Here is a 19,507-nt window from a genome sequence, read left to right as displayed (position 1 = left end):
CTTATAACGATATATGACGAAGTAGAGATGAGACAATAATAATAGCAAAATTGAAAGGATTGAAACAATGATTAAGTTTGTAATACTTGGTTTTTTGATGCATAAGGATTTAACTGGATATGATATTAAACAAATAATGCTACAAAGTACATCTAATTTTATGAATTCAAGTTTTGGAAGTATTTATCCAGCTTTAGATAAGTTGGAAAAAAACGGTTATGTAAACTCTACAAAGCTCATAGAAAAGGGAAAGTATAAGAAGGTATATAGCATTAATGATGGTGGCAGAGTCGTGTTTATGAAATGGTTAGAAGAACCCATAGATTTTATGAAGTCCTATGAAGAAATTTTAGCTAAGGTATTTTTCTATGGACATTTACCAAGAGAGAAAGCTACTGAATTGATTACCCAACTTATTATTGATATTAATAAAAAAATCAAAGAGCTTGAAGAACTCGAAGTAAAGCTAAAAAGTGTTGCTGGTATTTTTGAAGCTTCAACATTGATCTTTGGTTTAGATCATTTAAAGTTTATGCAAGCTTGGTATGAGAAGTTTCTAATTGATTTAAATAAGGACACAGGGGGGGATAATCCATATGAATGCATTGATTCTTAATGGCAGACTAAAGGCTAATAAAGAGATTGACGAAGTAAATAAGCTAACCTATGATATTTTATTGGGGAAGGGATATGAGGTAGAATCCATTCTTCTTCAAGAAAAAAAGATTGGTGAATGTACTGGGTGCTTTGGTTGTTGGGTAAGGACACCAGGAATCTGTGTAATTGACGATTTTGGTAGAATGCTAGCTGAAAAAATTATGAAGAATGATTTAGTAATTTGGCTTACTCCTGTAGTATATGGTGGATATTCCTCAGAGATGAAAAAGGGATTGGATCGGATTATCCCCTTATTACTTCCCTTCTTTGAAAAAATAGAAGGAGAAATACATCATAAGAAACGATATGATAGATACCCGAGGGTAGTTGTATTAGGACTAATGGAGGATGAAAATCAGGAAATAGAAGAAATATTTTTAGATTTAATAATAAGAAATTCTCTTAATTGGTATAACTCCTTTACTGGGGGTACTGTAGGTAAGAATTTAGGAAATTTGGAGAAACAGCTTCATAACTATTTGTCAAATGGGGAGGTAGTCTATGATGAAGGATAAAAAGGCATTATTGTTGATTGGTAGTCCTAAAATAAAGAACAGTACTTCAGAAGCATTAGGTAATTATTTGTTAAATAGACTGAAAAAAGGGTATATAATAGAAACGTTGCAAATTAAAAAATCATTGAAGGACGATTTAGGAGTTCTTTTAGAGAAAATAAATAATTGTGATTTGCTTATTATTTCCTCACCCTTATATGTAGATTGTTTACCTGCACCAGTGATTAAAATTTTTGAAGAGATTGCTGATTATCGAGAAGAAAAGAATCTAACTAAAAAACAAAGTCTAATGGCTATTATAAATTGTGGGTTTCCTGAGTATTTTCACAACAATATTGCCCTTAAAATATGTAGAAATTTTGCAGAAAGAAACGGTTTTCATTGGTTGGGTGGACTAACGATGGGGTGTGGGGTTGCAATTAATGGTAAGCCAATTGATCAATTAGGTGGGATGACTAGAAACATCACTAAAGCATTAGATTTAGCATCGGAAGCTATAGTAGAAGGTGGAGTTGTACCAGTAGAATCAATAGAATTAATGAGAAAGCAGATGTTTCCAAAATGGTTATATGTTATGGCGGGGCATAGAGGTTGGAAAAGTCAAGCTAAAAAGTTCAATGTGAATAACTTATACGCAAGGCCTTATGCAGAATAAAATAATTTATTAAATGACTAACTAGATAAAATTAGAATAGATCTGTATATTTAGCTAGAAGGTGACTTCTAGTTTTTTGATTTTAGTTATTTAAAATGTATATTTTCTCGTTAATCTATATATAAATTCACAAATACATTGTCGAAATAACAATAAATATGTAGACTGATGTCGAAAGATGGAGTATAATGATATCAGTATAATAATTACTTTTTTAAAAAAAACAGGAAATTGCATAGTGGTGAAGCCATGGGTTATATTCAATTATCTAAAAATGAAAGCTAAATTACTCTTGCTGGCAAGGAGTTTTCTTAATTTTCAATTATTTTTCTCGTTGAACATTAAGTATCAAAGTTTTTTTATAGATAGATAATCAAGATTTTACAATAAATCTTTAGAAGAAAGACACTGTTCTTTTGTATAAATATAAATCTAAAATCTAAAGTTACCTAAAATTACTTATGCAATATCCACTAGTATTTGTTATAAGCTTAGAAATATAACTTAAAGGAGGCGTTAAAAATGAGAATAAAAATAGGTACAAAATTAACATTGGCTTTTTTTATTGTTGTAGCTTTTATGATCACATTAGGGAGTTATGGTTTATATGGACAACAGGAAATTAGTGATATGAATTATGAAATATTAAATATTCAATTGCCATCGATTATGGCAGCTAAAAATGTTGAAATATATACGCTAGAGAAAGTAGCAGCCCTTAGAGGATATATCATCACTGGGGACGAATCTCAATTAAGTCAGTTTACATATGCTAAAAATGAAGCGATTAAGTATAACGAAGAAAACCTTAGTTTATCAATAACTGAATATGGTCAAGCTCAAGGAAAGGAACTAATTGAGTTATCTAATCAATATGATGAAATAGCTGAAAGAATCATCACCCTTCGAAAGCTTGGTGAATATGACACTGCAGTAGATGAGATGGCTAACTTAGCCTATCCAAAAGTACAAGAGATTAGGGCACTATCTGGTGAAATTAATAATCGAAGGGAAGAACGCATCAATGAACAGATCGTTCATAGTAATAGAATTAATAATAATATTAGAAAATTAACAATAGCTATATCATCCTTAGCCGTTATTTTTAGTATAGCAGTAGGGATCACGCTTACAAGAAACATTACAAAGCCCCTTAACCAATTGATTGAAGCTTCTAAAAATGTAGCAGAAGGGGATCTAACTAAGGAAATTACAGTAAAAACTAGAGATGAAATTAGTTTATTAGTTGAGTCCTTCAATGCAATGATTAAAAATTTAAGACAAATTATCATGCAAACGGCGGAGGTAGCAGAGCAGGTAGCTGCTACAAGCCAACAATTGTCTGCTTCATCAGAGGAAGTATCAGCAGCATCAGAAGAAGTAACCACTACTATCAATGAAGTGGCAAAGGCAGCAAGTGAACAAGCGGTAACAATCGACCACTCCAATAGGTTAAATGCTAACGTTTCTTCTAGTGTAGAACAGGTGGCTTCAAATGTAGAGGCTATTAATTATTCTTCCAGTGAAACCTTACTCTCAGCGAAGAAGGGGCTAAATACATCACAGGCAGTAGTAGATAAAATGTTAAACATTAAGAATTCTTCAGATGAAAGTACTGCGGTGGTATTACAACTTAGTGAGAGTTCTAAGGAAATAGAGAAGATAGTGGATACCATTGGATCAATTGCAGATCAAACAAATCTATTAGCTTTAAATGCTGCAATAGAAGCTGCAAGGGCTGGTGATGCAGGTAAAGGATTTGCAGTAGTTGCAGAAGAAGTACGTAAATTAGCAGAACAGTCATCTCAATCAAGTAATCAAATAGCAGAGTTAATTATAGAAATACAAAAACAAATTAATAATGTGGTAAATTCCATGAGCATTAATAATCGAGAAGTTGAAACGGGAGTTGAAATCGTTAATCAGTCTAGCTCAGCATTCTCAGAAATTTATAGTTCTATTAATGAAGTAGTAGTAAAGATTAATGAAGTTAATAGTTTAACAAGAAGAGTAAGTCAAAGCACCATAGAAGTAACTTCTAACTTAGAATCAATGTCGGCAATCTCTCAACAGACTGCAGCTTCTGCAGAGGAGGTTTCAGCAAGTGCAGAAGAACAAACAGCTGCTATGGAAGAGATAACTAATTCAGCAACAAACTTAGCTTCGATGGCAGAAGAACTAAGGGATTCTATTTCTATCTTCAAATATAATTAAATCTAATTTAAATTAAATAAATAATAATAAATTAACTAAAGCTTCCTAGGGCTCTCCCTTTAGGAAGCTTTAGCTTTACAAAAATCCCTGATGAAAAGACCCGAGGTATAGGATATTATTAGATAATGCATTTATAAAGCCCTTATGTTAAAATACATATGAAGTGAATAAAACATTGTGGGAAAATTGTAGGGAAGGAGACAACATTGTACAATGAAAAAAATCATAAACATCATGACAATTACAATCGGTATATTGGTTGTTTTATTTGTAATTAATGGTAAAGGACAACAGGAATTAGTGGATAATAAGGAGGTAGAACTTCCTGAAAAAGGGATTATAGCAGAAATGGTAAGCCAAATGACTTTAGAGGAAAAAATAGGTCAAATGTTAATGCCTGATATAAGAATGTGGGATGGAAAGAGTACAACTTCAATGAATGAAGGCACTGCACAGATGATTAGAGATTACCATTTAGGAGGAGTAATCCTTTTTGAAAAGAACATAATTGATGTAGAGCAATTGGTACATTTTACTACAGATTTACAGAAAGAAGCAGAAAAGATTCCTCTTTTAATCTCAATAGATCAAGAAGGCGGAAAAGTTAAAAGAATTCCTGGTGGGACTAATATGCCAGGTAATATGGCTTTAGGAGCTACTGCATCAGAAGAATTGTCCTATGAAGTAGGAAAGGCTATGGGGGCAGAGCTAAAAGCATTAGGAATTAATTTAAATTTTGCACCTGTTTTAGATATTAATATAAATCCTAATAATCCTGTTATTGGAGTTAGATCCTTTAGTGCTGATTCTCAATTGGTTTCATCTCTTGGAATACAGTACATTCAGGGGCTTCATGATGCAGGCGTAGCTGCAACTGTGAAACATTTTCCCGGTCATGGAGATACCGATGTAGACTCCCATTTAGGCTTACCACTACTTCCCCATAACAGAGATAGGCTAGAGGAAGTAGAACTTAAGCCCTTTAGGGATGCCATTGAAAAAGGTGTAGATATGGTAATGACGGCCCATGTTACTTTCCCAGCTATAGATAATTCAACTGCTATTTCTAAGATGGATGGAACAGAAATAAGTATACCTGCAACTTTATCCTATAAGGTATTAACAGAGCTTTTAAGGGAAGAGATGGCATTTAAAGGTGTAATTGTTACTGATGCCTTCACAATGAAAGCCATATCAGATCATTTTGGAGAAGAAGAAGCTGTTGTTATGGCAATAGAAGCAGGTGCAGACATTATATTAATGCCAAATGATTTAGACATTGCCTACAACGCTATATTAGATGCAGTTATTGCAGGAGAAATTACTGAAGAACGAATTGATGAATCAGTTAATAGAATTCTTACTTTTAAAGAAAAGTATGGAATTTTAGAAAAACAAGAGGAAATTCTATTAGAAGAAAAAGTTAATAAAGCATCACAGGTTGTAGGAAACAGTCAACATAAGGCTATTGAGAGGGAAGCTGCAGAAGCATCAGTTACCCTGATCAAAAATGATGATCATCTGCTACCTATGGAACTAATTAATAATCAGGAAATACTTTTATTGGCGCCCCAAGCAAAACAACTAGAGCTAATGGTGGAAAGTCTAAATCAGTTATCTGCAGAACAAGAAATTAATCTCATAATTAAAGAACATATTTATTCAAAATCAGAAGACATTAATAATTTAGTTAATGAATATGGTCTTGAAGTTGATTATGTTATTTTAGGAACGATGAATCTAGAAGAAGAGATTGCCCTAACCCCTCATGGCATATCAAATATAGTTGTTTTAGCTTTAGAAAATCCTTATGATATAATGAATATATCTGATATTAAAGCCAATATCGCTGTTTATGGCGGTGAGAAACCAAATATAACCGCTGGAATGAGGGCTATTTTTGGTTTAATTAATCCTAAAGGAAAATTACCTGTAGCTGTTCCAGCCTTAGATGAAGTAGGTAATTTATATGATATAGGCCATGGTTTAAGTTATTGATAAATGATCAGCACCCTGCAGTTTTGTACAGAGATTGCAGGGTTTTTTTAGAGTATAACATTTCAAAGGATTTAAAGGTGGAGCTTATTAACTTTTAAAGTATAAGTAGGACATAAAAAAACTAACAATTTAAGATTCATTTAAGGTTGAGAAGTTATAATTATAAATTGATAAAACTAACTTAAAAGATTGTAATTAAGGGAAGATTGCTATAAATTACTGAAAATTTTTGATTAAACTAAGGAAGGGGGCCTAAGTGTGAGGATTCTGATGGTAGAAGATGAAAAATATATGGCAGAGGCTATAGAGCAAGTTCTAAGAAAGAATAACTATAGTGTTGATTTGGCCTTCGATGGAGAATATGGTCTCGACTGTGGTTTAACTGGTATTTATGACATGATCATTCTCGACATAATGCTTCCTAAAATAGATGGTATAAGTATACTAAAAGAGCTACGTAGAAATGATATTACAACCCCCATAATATTACTTACAGCCAAAGGGGAAACAGAAGATAAGGTGGAAGGCCTAGATTGTGGAGCTGACGATTACCTAGCTAAACCCTTTCAAACAGAGGAATTATTGGCTCGTTTGAGGGCCCTTGGGCGGAGGAAGGGTAAGCTTAATCATGATGGTATTATACGTTTTAAGGATATTGAATTTAATATAAATACCCTTGATTTAAGGGGTAATGACAAGACATTTTCCTTGACCTTAAAAGAAGGGCAACTTTTAGAAATTTTACTAGAACATAAGGGAATGATTATTTCCACAACAACTATTATTGAAAAACTATGGGGATATGAAACTGACACTGAAGATAGTCATGTACAGGTATATATATCTTTTTTAAGAAAAAAGCTTGCACAACTTTCTTCGGTTGTAAAGATAAGGACGGTAAGGGGTGTAGGGTATCTCATTGCAACAGAAGAGGATGGGATGAAGAATGTTTAAGAAATTACGTAATAGATTGCTGATTCTGAATATGACCATTATTTCAGTAGTTATGCTTACTGCTTTTATTGTTATTTATTCTATTACCTACACCAATATACAGAAGGAAAATTTAAGTAAACTAGAATCTATTCCTAGGTTACCGCAAATTGCCCTCATAGCCGATAATTATGAGCCTTTAACAAATAACTCCGACCCGAAAGTTTTAGTTAGAATACCCATAGATTATTCATTATCCTTTGCGGTTTTGGTAAATGAAGAGGGACAATTAATAGATGCTTTATCCTATATTGATTTACCTAATGAAATGTACGCTAAAATAGCAGAGAAAATATGGAGTATGGAAAAAGAAGATGGAACTATAAATTTTGAAGATAGAAAATGGCAATACCGAATTTCTTCCTATAAGCGAGTTGTACAAAAAACCACTGAACAACAAAAAATCTATGGTGATGGACTTTATGAGATCATATTTTTAGACATAACAGACTCTAGTAGAACACTGACTCAGCTTTTAATTACATTTGTTATAGTTGGAACTATAATGCTAGGGATCATTTTCATCATAAGCTTGTATTTTGCCAATCGTGGGATTCGCCCTATTGAAGAAAATTGGAAAAAGCAAAAACAATTCGTTGCAGATGCTTCTCATGAACTAAAAACCCCTCTTGCCATTATTAGTGCTAATGCAGATGCATTACTGGCAAATGGTGAAGAAACAATTAATAGTCAAATGAAATGGATTAACTATATAAAGTCAGAAACAACTCGAATGGGTAAATTGGTTAAGGATATGCTGTATCTTGCAAACGTGGAGGATACTTACAATGATCAATCCACTTTTAATGTGAGTAGCATTATTATAGATGTTATTGCTTCCATGGAAGCAGTTATTTTTGAGAAGGGCCTTCATCTAACCCAAACTGTAGCGTCAGATATTTATGCTAAAGGTGATGGGGAGAAGCTAAAACAAGCTGTTCTAATACTACTTGATAACGCAGTTAAATATACTAATGATTATGGATATATAGATATTGTTTTGAAGAGATCTAGAAATCATATTATTTTTTCTGTTGAAAATACTGGGAAGGAAATTCCTAGTGAAAAGCTATCAAGAATATTTGATCGTTTTTATCGGTGTGACCCATCAAGATCTCATGACACTGGTGCTGGTGGATATGGACTAGGGTTATCAATTGCAAAAGCAATTATTGAGCGTTCTGGTGGTAAAATATATGTAGAGAGTACATCTGATAGAACAGTATTTACTTTTGAATTAAAAACAAGCTAATAGATATTGATCAGTCTTCGGTCACCTTTTGATCGAAGATTTTTTCCTTTATTACACTAAAAAAGTTACTCATGAATTACTGAAGGAAGATCCTTTTCTTTTTTAATTTATTTAAGGTTCGTTAAAGGTTTCTGAACTATACTTAGATATACAAAATCCCTAAACAAAATTACAAAATAAAAGGAGAGAATAGGATGTACATATTACAGAATTCATTTAGAAATATTTTTCGTAATCGAGGGCGAAATATACTGATCGGTTCAATTATGTTTGTAATTATCATTACTTCCGTAGTATCACTAATGATCAATAACACAACAAGTAGTATAATTGAAGACTATAAAGACCGTTTTGGTGCTGAAGTTGCTTTGGTTGCCAATATTCAGAAATTGAGAGATCAGGCTATGGCAACCAGTACTGACGGAAGGGTCAGGGTGAGTCCTCCTGTAATTCCTTCGGAACAATATATCAGTTTTGGAGATTCTGAGTACTTACAAGGTAGTTTTTATACCGCCTATGTAGGTGTTAATAGTGGAAGTATTACAGCCATTGATGCAGATTTGGGTGGTGGCCGTGATAGAATGATAATGGGAGGACTTGGGGGTTCATCTCAAGGAGAAGTTCCTACACTATTTATGATGAAATTACTTGGTAATAAATTTGAGGACTTTTCAAAAGGCTTAAGGGAAATTGCAGAAGGGCGAATGCCAGAAAAGGAAAATGAAATAATTGTAAGTACAGATTTGGCCGAATTAAATAATCTGTCTATTGGAGATCTAGTTTTTTTCAGTTCGGAACTTACCGATGAAAATAGAGAAGTGTATGAAACTTATTATACGCTAACTATTGTTGGTACATATTTTGATATTACTGATGAATATGCAGAAGGAGGCCAGAAGAATGCTTATACTAATCGTCGTAACGAGATTTTAACTGGCTATGAAACGGTGGTTGCTCCTATGGAAGCAGGACTTGGAGGTATAGAAATTAATGCAACTTACTACTTAAAAAATCCCGAACTATTGGAAGCTTTTGCAGAAGAAGTATACTCAAAAGGATTAGATCCGATTTATGACGTAACCACTGATAAAGCTAGCTATAATAAAATTGTTGGTCCTGTAGAAGGATTAAAGAGCATATCAATTACATTTATGACAATCGTTTTAATCTTCGGAGGTATAATTATATCACTTTTATCCTCCATCGCCATTCGAGAAAGAAAATATGAGATTGGTGTGTTAAGGGCAATGGGAATGAAGAAACATAAAGTTGCCTTAGGGTTGTGGTGGGAAATGTTGATGATTACAGGTCTATGTCTCTTAGTGGGAATAACAGTAGGTACATTTATAGCTCAGCCTATAAGTAATGTGTTATTAGCCCACCAAATTGAAGCAGCAGAAGTTGCTACTTCTCAAGTTTCACCAACGGGGGGCATGATGATGGGATCTATGACTAATACTTATATAAATTCAGAAGTTCAACCCCTTAGTAATGTAAATGTATCATTAGGACTTGATACAATTTTTCAAATTATGATTATAGGCCTATTATTAGCCTCGTTGGCAGGAATTGTGTCTATCAGTAAAATTACTAAATACGAGCCAATAAAAATATTAATGGATAGAAATTAGGAGGTAATTATATATGGTACTACAATTAAAAGATGTATCTTATCGTTATGAAGGAGGAAAGAAATCAGTACTTAAAAATATAAATGTAACCTTTGAAAGGGGTAAATTGTACACCATTGTAGGAAGGTCGGGAGCAGGAAAATCTACCTTATTATCTCTTATTTCAGGCCTTGATATTTGTAAAGATGGAGAGATAATCTATGGTGGAACAAATCTTAAAACCTTAGATCGAGACCACTATAGAGCAAAAAGTATTGGTGTTATTTTTCAAAGTTTTAATTTACTAACTAATGCTACAGCAATAGAAAATATAGTTCTTTCATTAAACATTAGTGGTAGTAAAGAACAAGATAAAAAAGAATTTGCCTACTCTTTATTAGAAAAAGTAGGTATAAACAGGGAGACGGCAGATCGAAAAATATTAAAGCTTTCTGGTGGAGAGCAACAACGGGTAGGTATTGCCCGGGCATTATCCTACAATCCAGATATTATCATTGCAGACGAACCTACGGGTAATTTAGATCGTGAAACAGAAGCAGAAATTTTGAACATATTTACTTCTCTTGCCCATGATGAGGAAAAATGCGTTATTATTGTTACTCATTCTAAGAAGGTAACATCCATTGCTGATGAAATTTGGGGGATTAATGATGGAAAGCTGTTGTTAATTAAATAGTAGAACTAAATTTTAGTGATTACTGATAATTCTCAATATAAACTTTAGAAAGGTAGTGGGCGTATGAATAACAAGAAAGTTCCGTTACTAAGCATTATTTTATATGGGATTGCAAGTTTTTTAGGATTGTATACAGCTTGGGGGTTGTATCACACCCATGACTATATTTCTAATATGATAGCAGACAATCTTTTAATTGTTAAAGGAAATGAGTACGACATAGTAAATTTTTATATGACAAGTTCTGGACAATATCTACTTTTTGCAACAATTCTTTTTGTTTTAGGTCGGATAATTCATCTTGGTTCAAAAGGTAAACTTATAAACTTTGAAGGGCCAAACGGAAAATTAATGTTAGAAGAGATTTCTAAAGGCGACATTGCAGACGATGATTTTGAAGACTGGTTCCATAATCATAAAGAATGATGTAGTATAAAAAAGAAAATACTACCTCGTTAAAATATAGACCTCCTGATATAGTCACTGGTTCAAGGATAATCAGCCACTAATTAGGAGGTTTTCATTTTTTAAAATCAACTCTTTTTATAAAATAATAAAGGAATACAGACCATTAAACTAGAAACTATCAATTAGAATAATATGGTAATTATAACTTCATAATATGAAATTTTTAAATAAAAATATAGTTATGATATTGTGCAATTTACCCATTAGAGAAACCTATTGGAAGTAGATAAATTAAGCTAAGGAAGTGATGGAAATGATCAAGGAACTAAAAAAGGAACAATTTTTCCTAATAAAACCTTTATTAAAGGGTGAGTTTGTAAACCTAGAAATAAAAGGAGTTGCAGCCGGTAATAACCCTGGTTGGGTTTTTGTTGATGACATTGAAGAACCCAAAACTGCCATGATCTGGTCGAAGGGAATACAAGGTTTTTATTTTGTTGGGGATGAAAATAATCAAAATTTTAATCATAATATTATTGATTATATTCACACAGAAATAGCTCCTAGAGCAAAAAAACTAGGATTAGAATGGTTCGAATTTAGTGGAACTAGTGAAATATGGGATAAAACCTTTGAAAGAATATTTAAGGATATAGAAATTAATAAATCAAAGCAATTTGTGTATACAAATACAGATTTAAACATTTTGCCATTAGATTCATGTCAATTGAAAGAGGGATATACCTTAAGAGAAGTAAAAAAAGATTTATTAAAAAATAAAATATATAACTTAGACTTTGTAGAGTCTGCCATTAAGGAATGGTGGGACTCAGTAGATGACTTCATTAAGCATGGGGTAGGATATTATATTTTATATAAAGATGTAGCTGTATGTTCCTGTGTAACTAGTTTTGTAGCTGATCATCAGATGGAACTACACATAAAGACTGCAGAAGAACATAGAAAAAAAGGATTGGCTACTGTGGCAGTAAAGGAATTTGTAAAGCATTGTAAGAAAAAGCAATATATCCTTTATTGGGACTGTATGGAGGAAAATATAGGGTCGAGGGTATTAGCAGAGAAATGTGGATATAGCAAAGCTTTTGAATATTTCTTATACTACTTTAAGTTTGATTAAATGAAGAAATTGCTCGTTTCCCACCGGACCTTGAAGAATTTAAGTCTAGAATCGTTTTACTCTTTATTGAAAGTCATAGGTTAAAAAATAGTATGATTTCTACTAGCTCTATCTTTAGAAAATAAAGATGGGGCTTTTATTATGAAACATAATGGGTATAGGAAAATCACAAGGGCAGATACTAAAAGAAGCTCTATTATAATTTCATCTAATATAAGGATAATTTTTATGATTGAATATTGGAATAAAACCTTGAAAACTAAGGAAATTTCATCATACCATAACCCTTAATTTATATGTTTTTCTTAATATAAATTAAATACTAATTATGGAATTTATCAATTAAGAACTAAGAAATAAGAACAAGAATGATTAGAAAATTTAAAGAGGTGATAGGATGAAAAATGAAAATATGTTAATCGAAACAGGTTGGAATATTGATAATAGCTATGCTCATTTACCAGAAATATATTTTAGAAGTCATAGTCCTACCCCATCTACATCACCAAAACTGGTGATTTTCAATGAAACTTTAGCTAAAAGCCTTGGGTTAAATGTAGAAGAACTTCAGAGGGATACTGGAGTGGCAATATTAGCAGGTAATCGAGTTCCTGAAGGATCTTTTCCTTTAGCTCAAGCCTATGCAGGACATCAATTTGGACATTTTACTATGCTAGGGGATGGGAGAGCTTTATTGCTAGGTGAACAGATTACTCCTACTGGAGAACGATTTGATATTCAGCTAAAGGGTTCAGGAGAAACTCCCTACTCACGGGGAGGAGATGGGCGTGCTACCCTTGGACCAATGTTAAGAGAATACATCATAAGTGAAGCCATGTATAGTCTTGGTATTCCAACAACTCGTAGTTTAGCCGTAGTAACTACAGGAGAGGATGTTCTTCGAGACAGCACCTTGCCGGGGGCTATTCTAACCCGTGTAGCTGCTAGTCATATAAGAGTTGGTACTTTTCAATACGCCGCTAGATGGGGTACCCGTCAAGACCTTCAGGCCCTTGTCGATTATACAATTGAAAGACATTTTCCAGAAGTTAAAGGAAGTGAAAATAAATATCTTTCTCTACTTAAGGAAGTTATGAAGGCTCAAGCAAGGCTAATTTCAAAGTGGCAATTGGTTGGATTTATTCACGGTGTTATGAATACTGATAATATGACTATAAGTGGAGAAACAATTGATTATGGCCCATGTGCTTTTATGGATGCTTACAATCCAGAAACGGTATTTAGCTCTATTGATAGACAAGGTCGATATGCTTATGGTAACCAGCCTTCTATTGCCGGTTGGAACCTTGCCCGCTTTGCAGAAACCCTATTGCAACTCATTGATGATAATCAAGAGAAAGCTGTTAAACTAGCACAAGAAGCCATCTCAAACTTTCCAGAGCTATACCAAAGCTACTGGTTAGCAGGAATGCGGGCTAAATTAGGGATATTTAACGAAGAAATGGAGGATACAAGTCTCATAGATGGTCTCCTTACTATGATGGAAAAGTATAAGGCAGATTTTACAAATACCTTCCGTTTTCTTACGATTGAAAGGCCAGAAGAGACAACAATGTTTGGTACAGAAGAATTTAGTCAATGGTATAATCAATGGCAGGCAAGAATTGATAGACAACAGGAATCAAAAGAGGACTCTCTTCAGCTGATGAAAAAGGTTAATCCAGCCATAATTCCACGGAATCATAGGGTAGAAGAAGCCTTAGAAGCTGCAGTAAAAAAAGAGGATTTTAGTGTAATGGAAGGGTTGCTTAATGTTTTGAGAGATCCATTTGCTTACTGCCCAGAACAAGAAGCGTATACAGAATTACCTCCAGAATCTGATCGTCCCTATAGAACTTTTTGTGGAACCTAATTCACAGAAAATTAATAATAGAAAATAAATTATTGGTTTAATCAATAGGTTGTGGTATAATTTGGTATAGTACGATAAAAATCCCCTGTAGTAGTTGATAACTATTACAGGGGATTTTTAGTTCAAGATAGAATACAGGTAAGTGTTTAAGCGTAAGTTTAAAAAGGGAGGTTAAGTAATGATTGAAAAGTTATTGAAGGATACAATTTGTTTAAAACAATATATATCAGAAAAAGAGTACAAAGAGATTAATCGACTTGAGGAGATTTGTCGCAACTACGAAGATATAAATCTAAAGCTAGAATTAGACTATAAAATAAATGAAGCTAGTAACCATAATTTAGGTAAAAAAGAGATAAACGAATTCCTGTATTATTGTAATGATGATCTAGTAGCTTATTTAGGTATTTCAAGTTTTGGCGGAAGTAATATTGGAGAGATTAATGGTATGTCTCACCCGAAAATTAGGAGGAAAGGCTTGTCTAAACAACTTTTTCAATTAGTAATAGATGAATGCGAAAGGAGGAAATTTAAAAAAGTTCTTTTATTATCCGATGGCAAATCAAACTCTGGGGTTGGTTTTATAAGCTCAGTCTTAGGGGAATATGATTTTTCTGAGTATAGAATGAAGTTAATTAATAGGTCTAACATTGAAATAGTAAGTAGTATTAGATTAAGAGAAGCTGAAGAAAAGGACGGTAAGGAAATTAGCAGGCAAAATGCTTTGTTTTTCAATCATTTAGAAGAAGTTGAATGGTCTTTAGATAAAGAACGGGAGCTAAATCAAATAACTTATATGGTAGAGCTTGAAGATAAAGTTATTGGGAAAATAAAGATAAGTTATGATGGTTCTTCAGCTTTTATAAGTGGTGTTGGTATATTGCCAGACTTTAGAGGGAAGGGCTTTGGAAAGGCTGCATTAACAGAAGCAATACATATTATAAATACAAAAAATATCTATGAGATCCAATTGGATGTGGAATGTGAAAATAGTACAGCCCTTAATTTATATAGAGATTGTGGTTTTGAAGAGGTTTCTGTGATGAATTATTATAAATATAACTTTGATTCAGAAATCAAGGATTAGCATAATAGCTATGAAAGGGGTAATGTTGTGTCAAGTATAATGATTGGTAGGTACTTATTAACTCCCATAGATATTGTAATGGCTATATTTTGGACAATGATCTCTCTAGTGTTGATCATATATGTAGATTTGAAGTTTCGAGAAAGGTTAAGTCTCGCATTTTACCAAAATTCAAAACAATTTATTATTCAATGTGTATTAGCAATTTTAATGATGAACATTCCTTTCTTTATTTTACAAAACTCTTTACAAAGTGCTGCTAATAGTCATTTAGACCCAATAGTAGGGTACCTTATTTCTATCACTTTAGTATGCATTATTTTATATTTATTGACTATGTTTATTGTGAATTTAAAGCTATTATTTAGTAAACCTTTATTACTTCTTGTTTATTTGCAGTTCCTTTTCACATCCTATTTCTGGATACAGCAGTATTTTTTAATAGAATGTACTGTTTGCAAATTGGGTTAGCTAATAATGGATTATTATTCATCGTGATTATGAAGTTAGTATATTAACTGCTTACAATATTTCATATAATTTTAAGACTAAAAGTGGGGATTTTACCCGCTTTTTTTATCTTTTAACAACATGTAATTTGCATATTTTAATTTAAATTAATAGCTCTCTCATATTGTGCAATTTACTCATATAAAAATGGGGTATTACTGAAGTATAAGTAGCTTTATAAATAAAACTAATAAAATAGAATTATTTTGTAATATTACGCTTGTAATAGTATTATTCAAGATATATAATTCTATATAGAAAGTCGATATCGAAATACGATATTAAAATTCTGATAATTATATTTAGGTTATAGGGTTACAAATTCAATACGAGGGAGGGATCTATTAAAATGAAAATAGGAAAAAATCTAGAAGCTTCAAAAGGGATGGGATGGAGAACCTTCCTAAAAGATGTGTTTATCTGCTCTTTAGGGGCTTACGGAGGTCCTGAAGCCCACTATGGTGTTTTTACAGACCAAATGGTAATTAAGAAAAAATATTTAAGTGAGGAAGAACTTGTAGAGTTAATTGCTCTATGCGGAATTTTACCAGGTCCTAGCAGTACTCAAACGATTGTTGCTATTGGTTATAAAGTAGGGGGACCACTATTAGCATTCTTAACAATGTTAGTATGGGCTTTTCCAGTGCTTACAGTAATGATATTGTTATCTTTTCTATACCAGTTGATGGTTGGTATGAATATCTCTCAAGATGGATTAAGATACATTGGTCCTATGGCAGTAGGTTTTATTATAGTGGCAGCCTATCGAATAGGAGGAAAAGTGGTTACCGATCAAATCACATTGCTATTATTACTTTTTGGAGGGATTACCACCTATTTTATTCGTGAAGCATGGGTTTTCCCATTGGTTCTAATAATTGGCGGATTAGTTAGTATTGCTACTACTAAAGAAAATGATTTATGGAATCATGTAAGATTAAATCCTCCTTGGAAGTATTTAATCGCCTTTTTATTGTTTACGGTTGGTAGTATGATACTTGCCCTTTTATGGGATAACCAGATTATCCAATTATTCGAGAGTTTTTATCGTTATGGATACCTTGTTTTTGGTGGAGGACAGGTAGTAGTACCCCTTATGTATAGTGAATTAGTGGAAGTTAACACCTTTATGACTAGTCAAGAATTCCTTACTGGTTATGGACTTGTACAAGGGCTACCAGGGCCAATGTTTAGTTTTAGTGCCTATGCAGGAGGAATGGCAACCCGTGGTGGTACTACTATTACTCAACTGTTAGGAGCAATTGTCGGTGGAATAGGAATATTTTTACCGGGTCTACTACTAATTTATTTTATCTATCCAATATGGGAAAACTTGAAGAAGATTAAAGGAATAAAAGTCTCACTAAAGGGGATTAATGCTGTTGCAGGAGGCTTAATTTCAGTTGCTGCTTTAATATTAATGCAAAGAAGTGGATTTACGGTTGATAACGTAATCGTCACCTTCCTTACGATTATTCTTTTATTTACTAAGCAAATTCCAGCACCATTAATTGTACTAATGGCATTGGTTGCAGGTTTTGTAATATAGATGTCTATTAACTTTAAAGGATATTTTAATAGATTATATGATATTGATATTAGTATTAATCAACTTAAATAGCATAGTCTACTACTAATTCTATTCTTGTTAGGATATAATAGATTATATATTAAGTAAGGATGGGAGTAGATAAATATGAAAGAAATCTATTCGAGAAGAAGTATTAGAAAATATACTGATCAACCTGTAGATCAAGAGCATATTCAACAAATGTTACGGGCAGCCATGTATGCACCTTCTGCAGGAAATGAAAAGCCTTGGCATTTTATTATTATTAGGGATCGAAATAAATTAAATACCATTACTAGTTTTCATCCCCATACACAAATGTTAAAGGAAAGCCCTGTGGCAATTGTTGCATGTGCAGATATAAGTAATGTAAAGTACGATGGGGCATTTTGGATTCAAGATATGTCTGCAGCAGTTCAAAATATATTATTACAGGGGGAGGCCTTGGGGCTTGGAACCTGTTGGTGTGGCGTATATCCAAAAGAAGAATTTGTCCTAAAGGTTTCTCAAATACTAAACCTACCAGAGCATATTATACCGGTGGCTATTATTGCAGTTGGACATCCAGCTGAGGAAAGACAAGTACAAGAAAGATATAAGCCAGATAGAGTTCATCACGAAGTCTGGTAGAAGATAATTAGTATAGAACTGCAAGATAATTTATATTGCTATAAAATGATAATAAATGAATATACAATAACTAATTAAGAACCTAGAGTGTACTACTTTAGGTTCATTTACTTTTTTGAGTATTTATTAACCTGCTCTCTAAATGCTAAAAACTCATGGGTGTATAAATAAAATACTTATTATGAATACTAAAATCATGATAAAGAAGGGAGCGAAAAATAGTGGGAAAAAATCAACAGGTTTTCCTCTCAACTAATTTTAGTGAAAATATAGAATATCTACTAAAGGAATTACGGACAGAAGAAAATTTTGATGTTATCCACCGAAAATTAGAGTATGCTAATAAGAAATTTGGACTATTTTTTATTGATGGATTTGCAAAAGATGACGTAATGGTGGAAATAATGAAGGAATTGTCTAGGCTATCAACAAATGCCCTTTACAAAGAAGCCATAAAAAAACTAGTTCAACAATTTATTCCCCACATAGAAGTTGAGACTACAAATGATCTTGAAGAAATTATTTCACAAGTTTTATCAGGTCAGGCAGTATTTATTATAGAAGACTGTGACGAAGCAATTTTGGTGGATATACGAGAATATCCTGCACGCTCACCAGAAGAACCAGATATAGAAAGAGTCGTAAGGGGGCCAAGAGACGGCTTTGTAGAGACCATTGTTTTTAATGTTACCCTAATACGAAGACGAATGAGGGATCGTTCCTTAATTATGAAGCATTTTACTGTAGGACGCCGTTCAAAAACTGATGTAGTGATAGCCTATTTAGATAGTGTGGTGGACATAGATTTAGTAAATGAAATAAGTAAAAAAATAGATGAAATAAATGTAGATGGGTTACCCATGGAAGAAAAATCTTTAGAAGAGTTTATTTTTGGAAGACACTATAATCCCTACCCAATGGTAAGATACACAGAGCGGGCTGATACCTGTGGAGTACATCTTAGAGAAGGTCATATTGTTATAATGGTAGACGGTTCACCTAGTGCAATGATTTGTCCTACAACATTTTGGCATCACTTACAACATGCTGAAGAATATCGACAAAAACCAGTTGTAGGGATATTCTTGAGATGGGTGAGGTTTACTGCTATTTTCGCATCACTATTTTTACTTCCTTTGTGGTTTGTTCTAGCTGAAAATCCAAATTTATTACCAGAGTCCCTAAAGTTTATTGGGCCTACTGAAAAAGGAAATATACCATTGTTTTGGCAGTTTTTTCTGGCTGAAATTGGAATAGAAATTCTTAGAATGGCAGCTATACATACACCCAATGCCTTAGCCACTGCACTAGGACTTGTGGCTGCTATACTGATTGGAGAAGTAGCAATAAATGTGGGTTTATTCGCTGAAGAAGTTATTCTCTATTTGGCTATTGCTGCCATGAGTACCTTTGCTACTCCAAGTTATGAATTAAGTCTTGCAAATCGTATTTTTAGGATCGTTTTCTTAATAGCAGGCGCTTTACTCGGTATATACGGCTTAATAACTGCTATTGTACTTTGGATTGTTTTACTGGGAACAACCAAATCTCTAAATGTTCCCTATCTATGGCCTTTGATTCCACTAAACATAAAGGCATTAATGGACTTTTTATTTAGGATTCCAGTTCCATTGAAGAAGAAAAGACCCAGTGCCCTTAATACACAGGATAATACAAAAGGATAAAGCTTGTTATTATGT

Annotated in this window: 16 protein-coding genes; all 16 read left to right on the top strand. The window is 33.1% G+C overall.

Features of this window, described 5'->3' with window-relative positions:
• Positions 1-67: 67 nt before the first annotated feature.
• The 16 genes from T335_RS20185 (at position 68) to T335_RS0108140 (ending at position 19,492) form a co-directional block, all read left to right on the top strand.
• Positions 68-616: a PadR family transcriptional regulator gene (locus tag T335_RS20185; protein WP_051569201.1), complete on the top strand. Its 549-nt coding sequence runs from the start codon at positions 68-70 to the stop codon at positions 614-616.
• Positions 597-1,172, top strand: coding sequence for a flavodoxin family protein (locus tag T335_RS0108215; protein ID WP_026477121.1), 576 nt, complete (start codon positions 597-599; stop codon positions 1,170-1,172). The genes T335_RS20185 and T335_RS0108215 overlap by 20 nt, the downstream gene beginning before the upstream one ends.
• Positions 1,162-1,827: an NAD(P)H-dependent oxidoreductase gene (locus tag T335_RS0108210; RefSeq protein ID WP_169735934.1), complete on the top strand. Its 666-nt coding sequence runs from the start codon at positions 1,162-1,164 to the stop codon at positions 1,825-1,827. The genes T335_RS0108215 and T335_RS0108210 overlap by 11 nt, the downstream gene beginning before the upstream one ends.
• Positions 1,828-2,349: 522 nt before the next feature.
• On the top strand, positions 2,350-4,041 hold the full coding sequence (locus T335_RS0108205; RefSeq protein WP_026477119.1) for a methyl-accepting chemotaxis protein: 1,692 nt from the start codon (positions 2,350-2,352) through the stop codon (positions 4,039-4,041).
• 213 nt (positions 4,042-4,254) lie between these two features.
• The gene (gene nagZ / locus T335_RS0108200) at positions 4,255-6,039 is read left to right on the top strand and encodes a beta-N-acetylhexosaminidase (protein WP_026477118.1); all 1,785 of its coding nucleotides are present in this window, start codon (positions 4,255-4,257) and stop codon (positions 6,037-6,039) included.
• 258 nt (positions 6,040-6,297) lie between these two features.
• Positions 6,298-6,993, top strand: coding sequence for a response regulator transcription factor (locus tag T335_RS0108195; RefSeq protein ID WP_026477117.1), 696 nt, complete (start codon positions 6,298-6,300; stop codon positions 6,991-6,993).
• On the top strand, positions 6,986-8,284 hold the full coding sequence (locus T335_RS0108190) for a sensor histidine kinase (protein ID WP_026477116.1): 1,299 nt from the start codon (positions 6,986-6,988) through the stop codon (positions 8,282-8,284). The genes T335_RS0108195 and T335_RS0108190 overlap by 8 nt, the downstream gene beginning before the upstream one ends.
• Positions 8,285-8,478: 194 nt before the next feature.
• Positions 8,479-9,915 (top strand): ABC transporter permease, encoded by a 1,437-nt coding sequence (locus tag T335_RS0108185; protein WP_026477115.1) that lies wholly within the window; start codon positions 8,479-8,481, stop codon positions 9,913-9,915.
• A gap of 13 nt (positions 9,916-9,928) precedes the next feature.
• On the top strand, positions 9,929-10,591 hold the full coding sequence (locus tag T335_RS0108180) for an ABC transporter ATP-binding protein (RefSeq protein ID WP_026477114.1): 663 nt from the start codon (positions 9,929-9,931) through the stop codon (positions 10,589-10,591).
• A gap of 63 nt (positions 10,592-10,654) precedes the next feature.
• Positions 10,655-11,017: a hypothetical protein gene (locus T335_RS0108175; RefSeq protein WP_026477113.1), complete on the top strand. Its 363-nt coding sequence runs from the start codon at positions 10,655-10,657 to the stop codon at positions 11,015-11,017.
• 295 nt (positions 11,018-11,312) lie between these two features.
• The gene (locus T335_RS0108170) at positions 11,313-12,137 is read left to right on the top strand and encodes a GNAT family N-acetyltransferase (RefSeq protein ID WP_026477112.1); all 825 of its coding nucleotides are present in this window, start codon (positions 11,313-11,315) and stop codon (positions 12,135-12,137) included.
• A 397-nt stretch (positions 12,138-12,534) separates the two neighbouring features.
• On the top strand, positions 12,535-14,010 hold the full coding sequence (locus T335_RS0108165; RefSeq protein WP_026477111.1) for a protein adenylyltransferase SelO: 1,476 nt from the start codon (positions 12,535-12,537) through the stop codon (positions 14,008-14,010).
• Between the two features lie 178 nt (positions 14,011-14,188).
• Positions 14,189-15,097: a GNAT family N-acetyltransferase gene (locus T335_RS0108160; RefSeq protein ID WP_026477110.1), complete on the top strand. Its 909-nt coding sequence runs from the start codon at positions 14,189-14,191 to the stop codon at positions 15,095-15,097.
• Positions 15,098-15,956: 859 nt separating this feature from the next.
• Complete coding sequence (gene chrA, locus T335_RS0108150; protein ID WP_026477108.1) at positions 15,957-17,156, top strand: chromate efflux transporter; 1,200 nt, start codon at positions 15,957-15,959, stop codon at positions 17,154-17,156.
• Positions 17,157-17,303: 147 nt separating this feature from the next.
• The gene (locus T335_RS0108145) at positions 17,304-17,807 is read left to right on the top strand and encodes a nitroreductase family protein (RefSeq protein ID WP_026477107.1); all 504 of its coding nucleotides are present in this window, start codon (positions 17,304-17,306) and stop codon (positions 17,805-17,807) included.
• Between the two features lie 221 nt (positions 17,808-18,028).
• Complete coding sequence (locus tag T335_RS0108140; protein ID WP_026477106.1) at positions 18,029-19,492, top strand: spore germination protein; 1,464 nt, start codon at positions 18,029-18,031, stop codon at positions 19,490-19,492.
• Positions 19,493-19,507: the final 15 nt, after the last annotated feature.

Origin of the sequence: Alkaliphilus transvaalensis ATCC 700919, from assembly GCF_000621485.1 — a bacterium.
GTDB lineage: Bacteria > Bacillota > Clostridia > Peptostreptococcales > Natronincolaceae > Alkaliphilus > Alkaliphilus transvaalensis.
The sequence above is the reverse complement of the archived record's forward strand: the minus strand, read 5'-3'. Positions and strand labels throughout refer to the sequence as shown.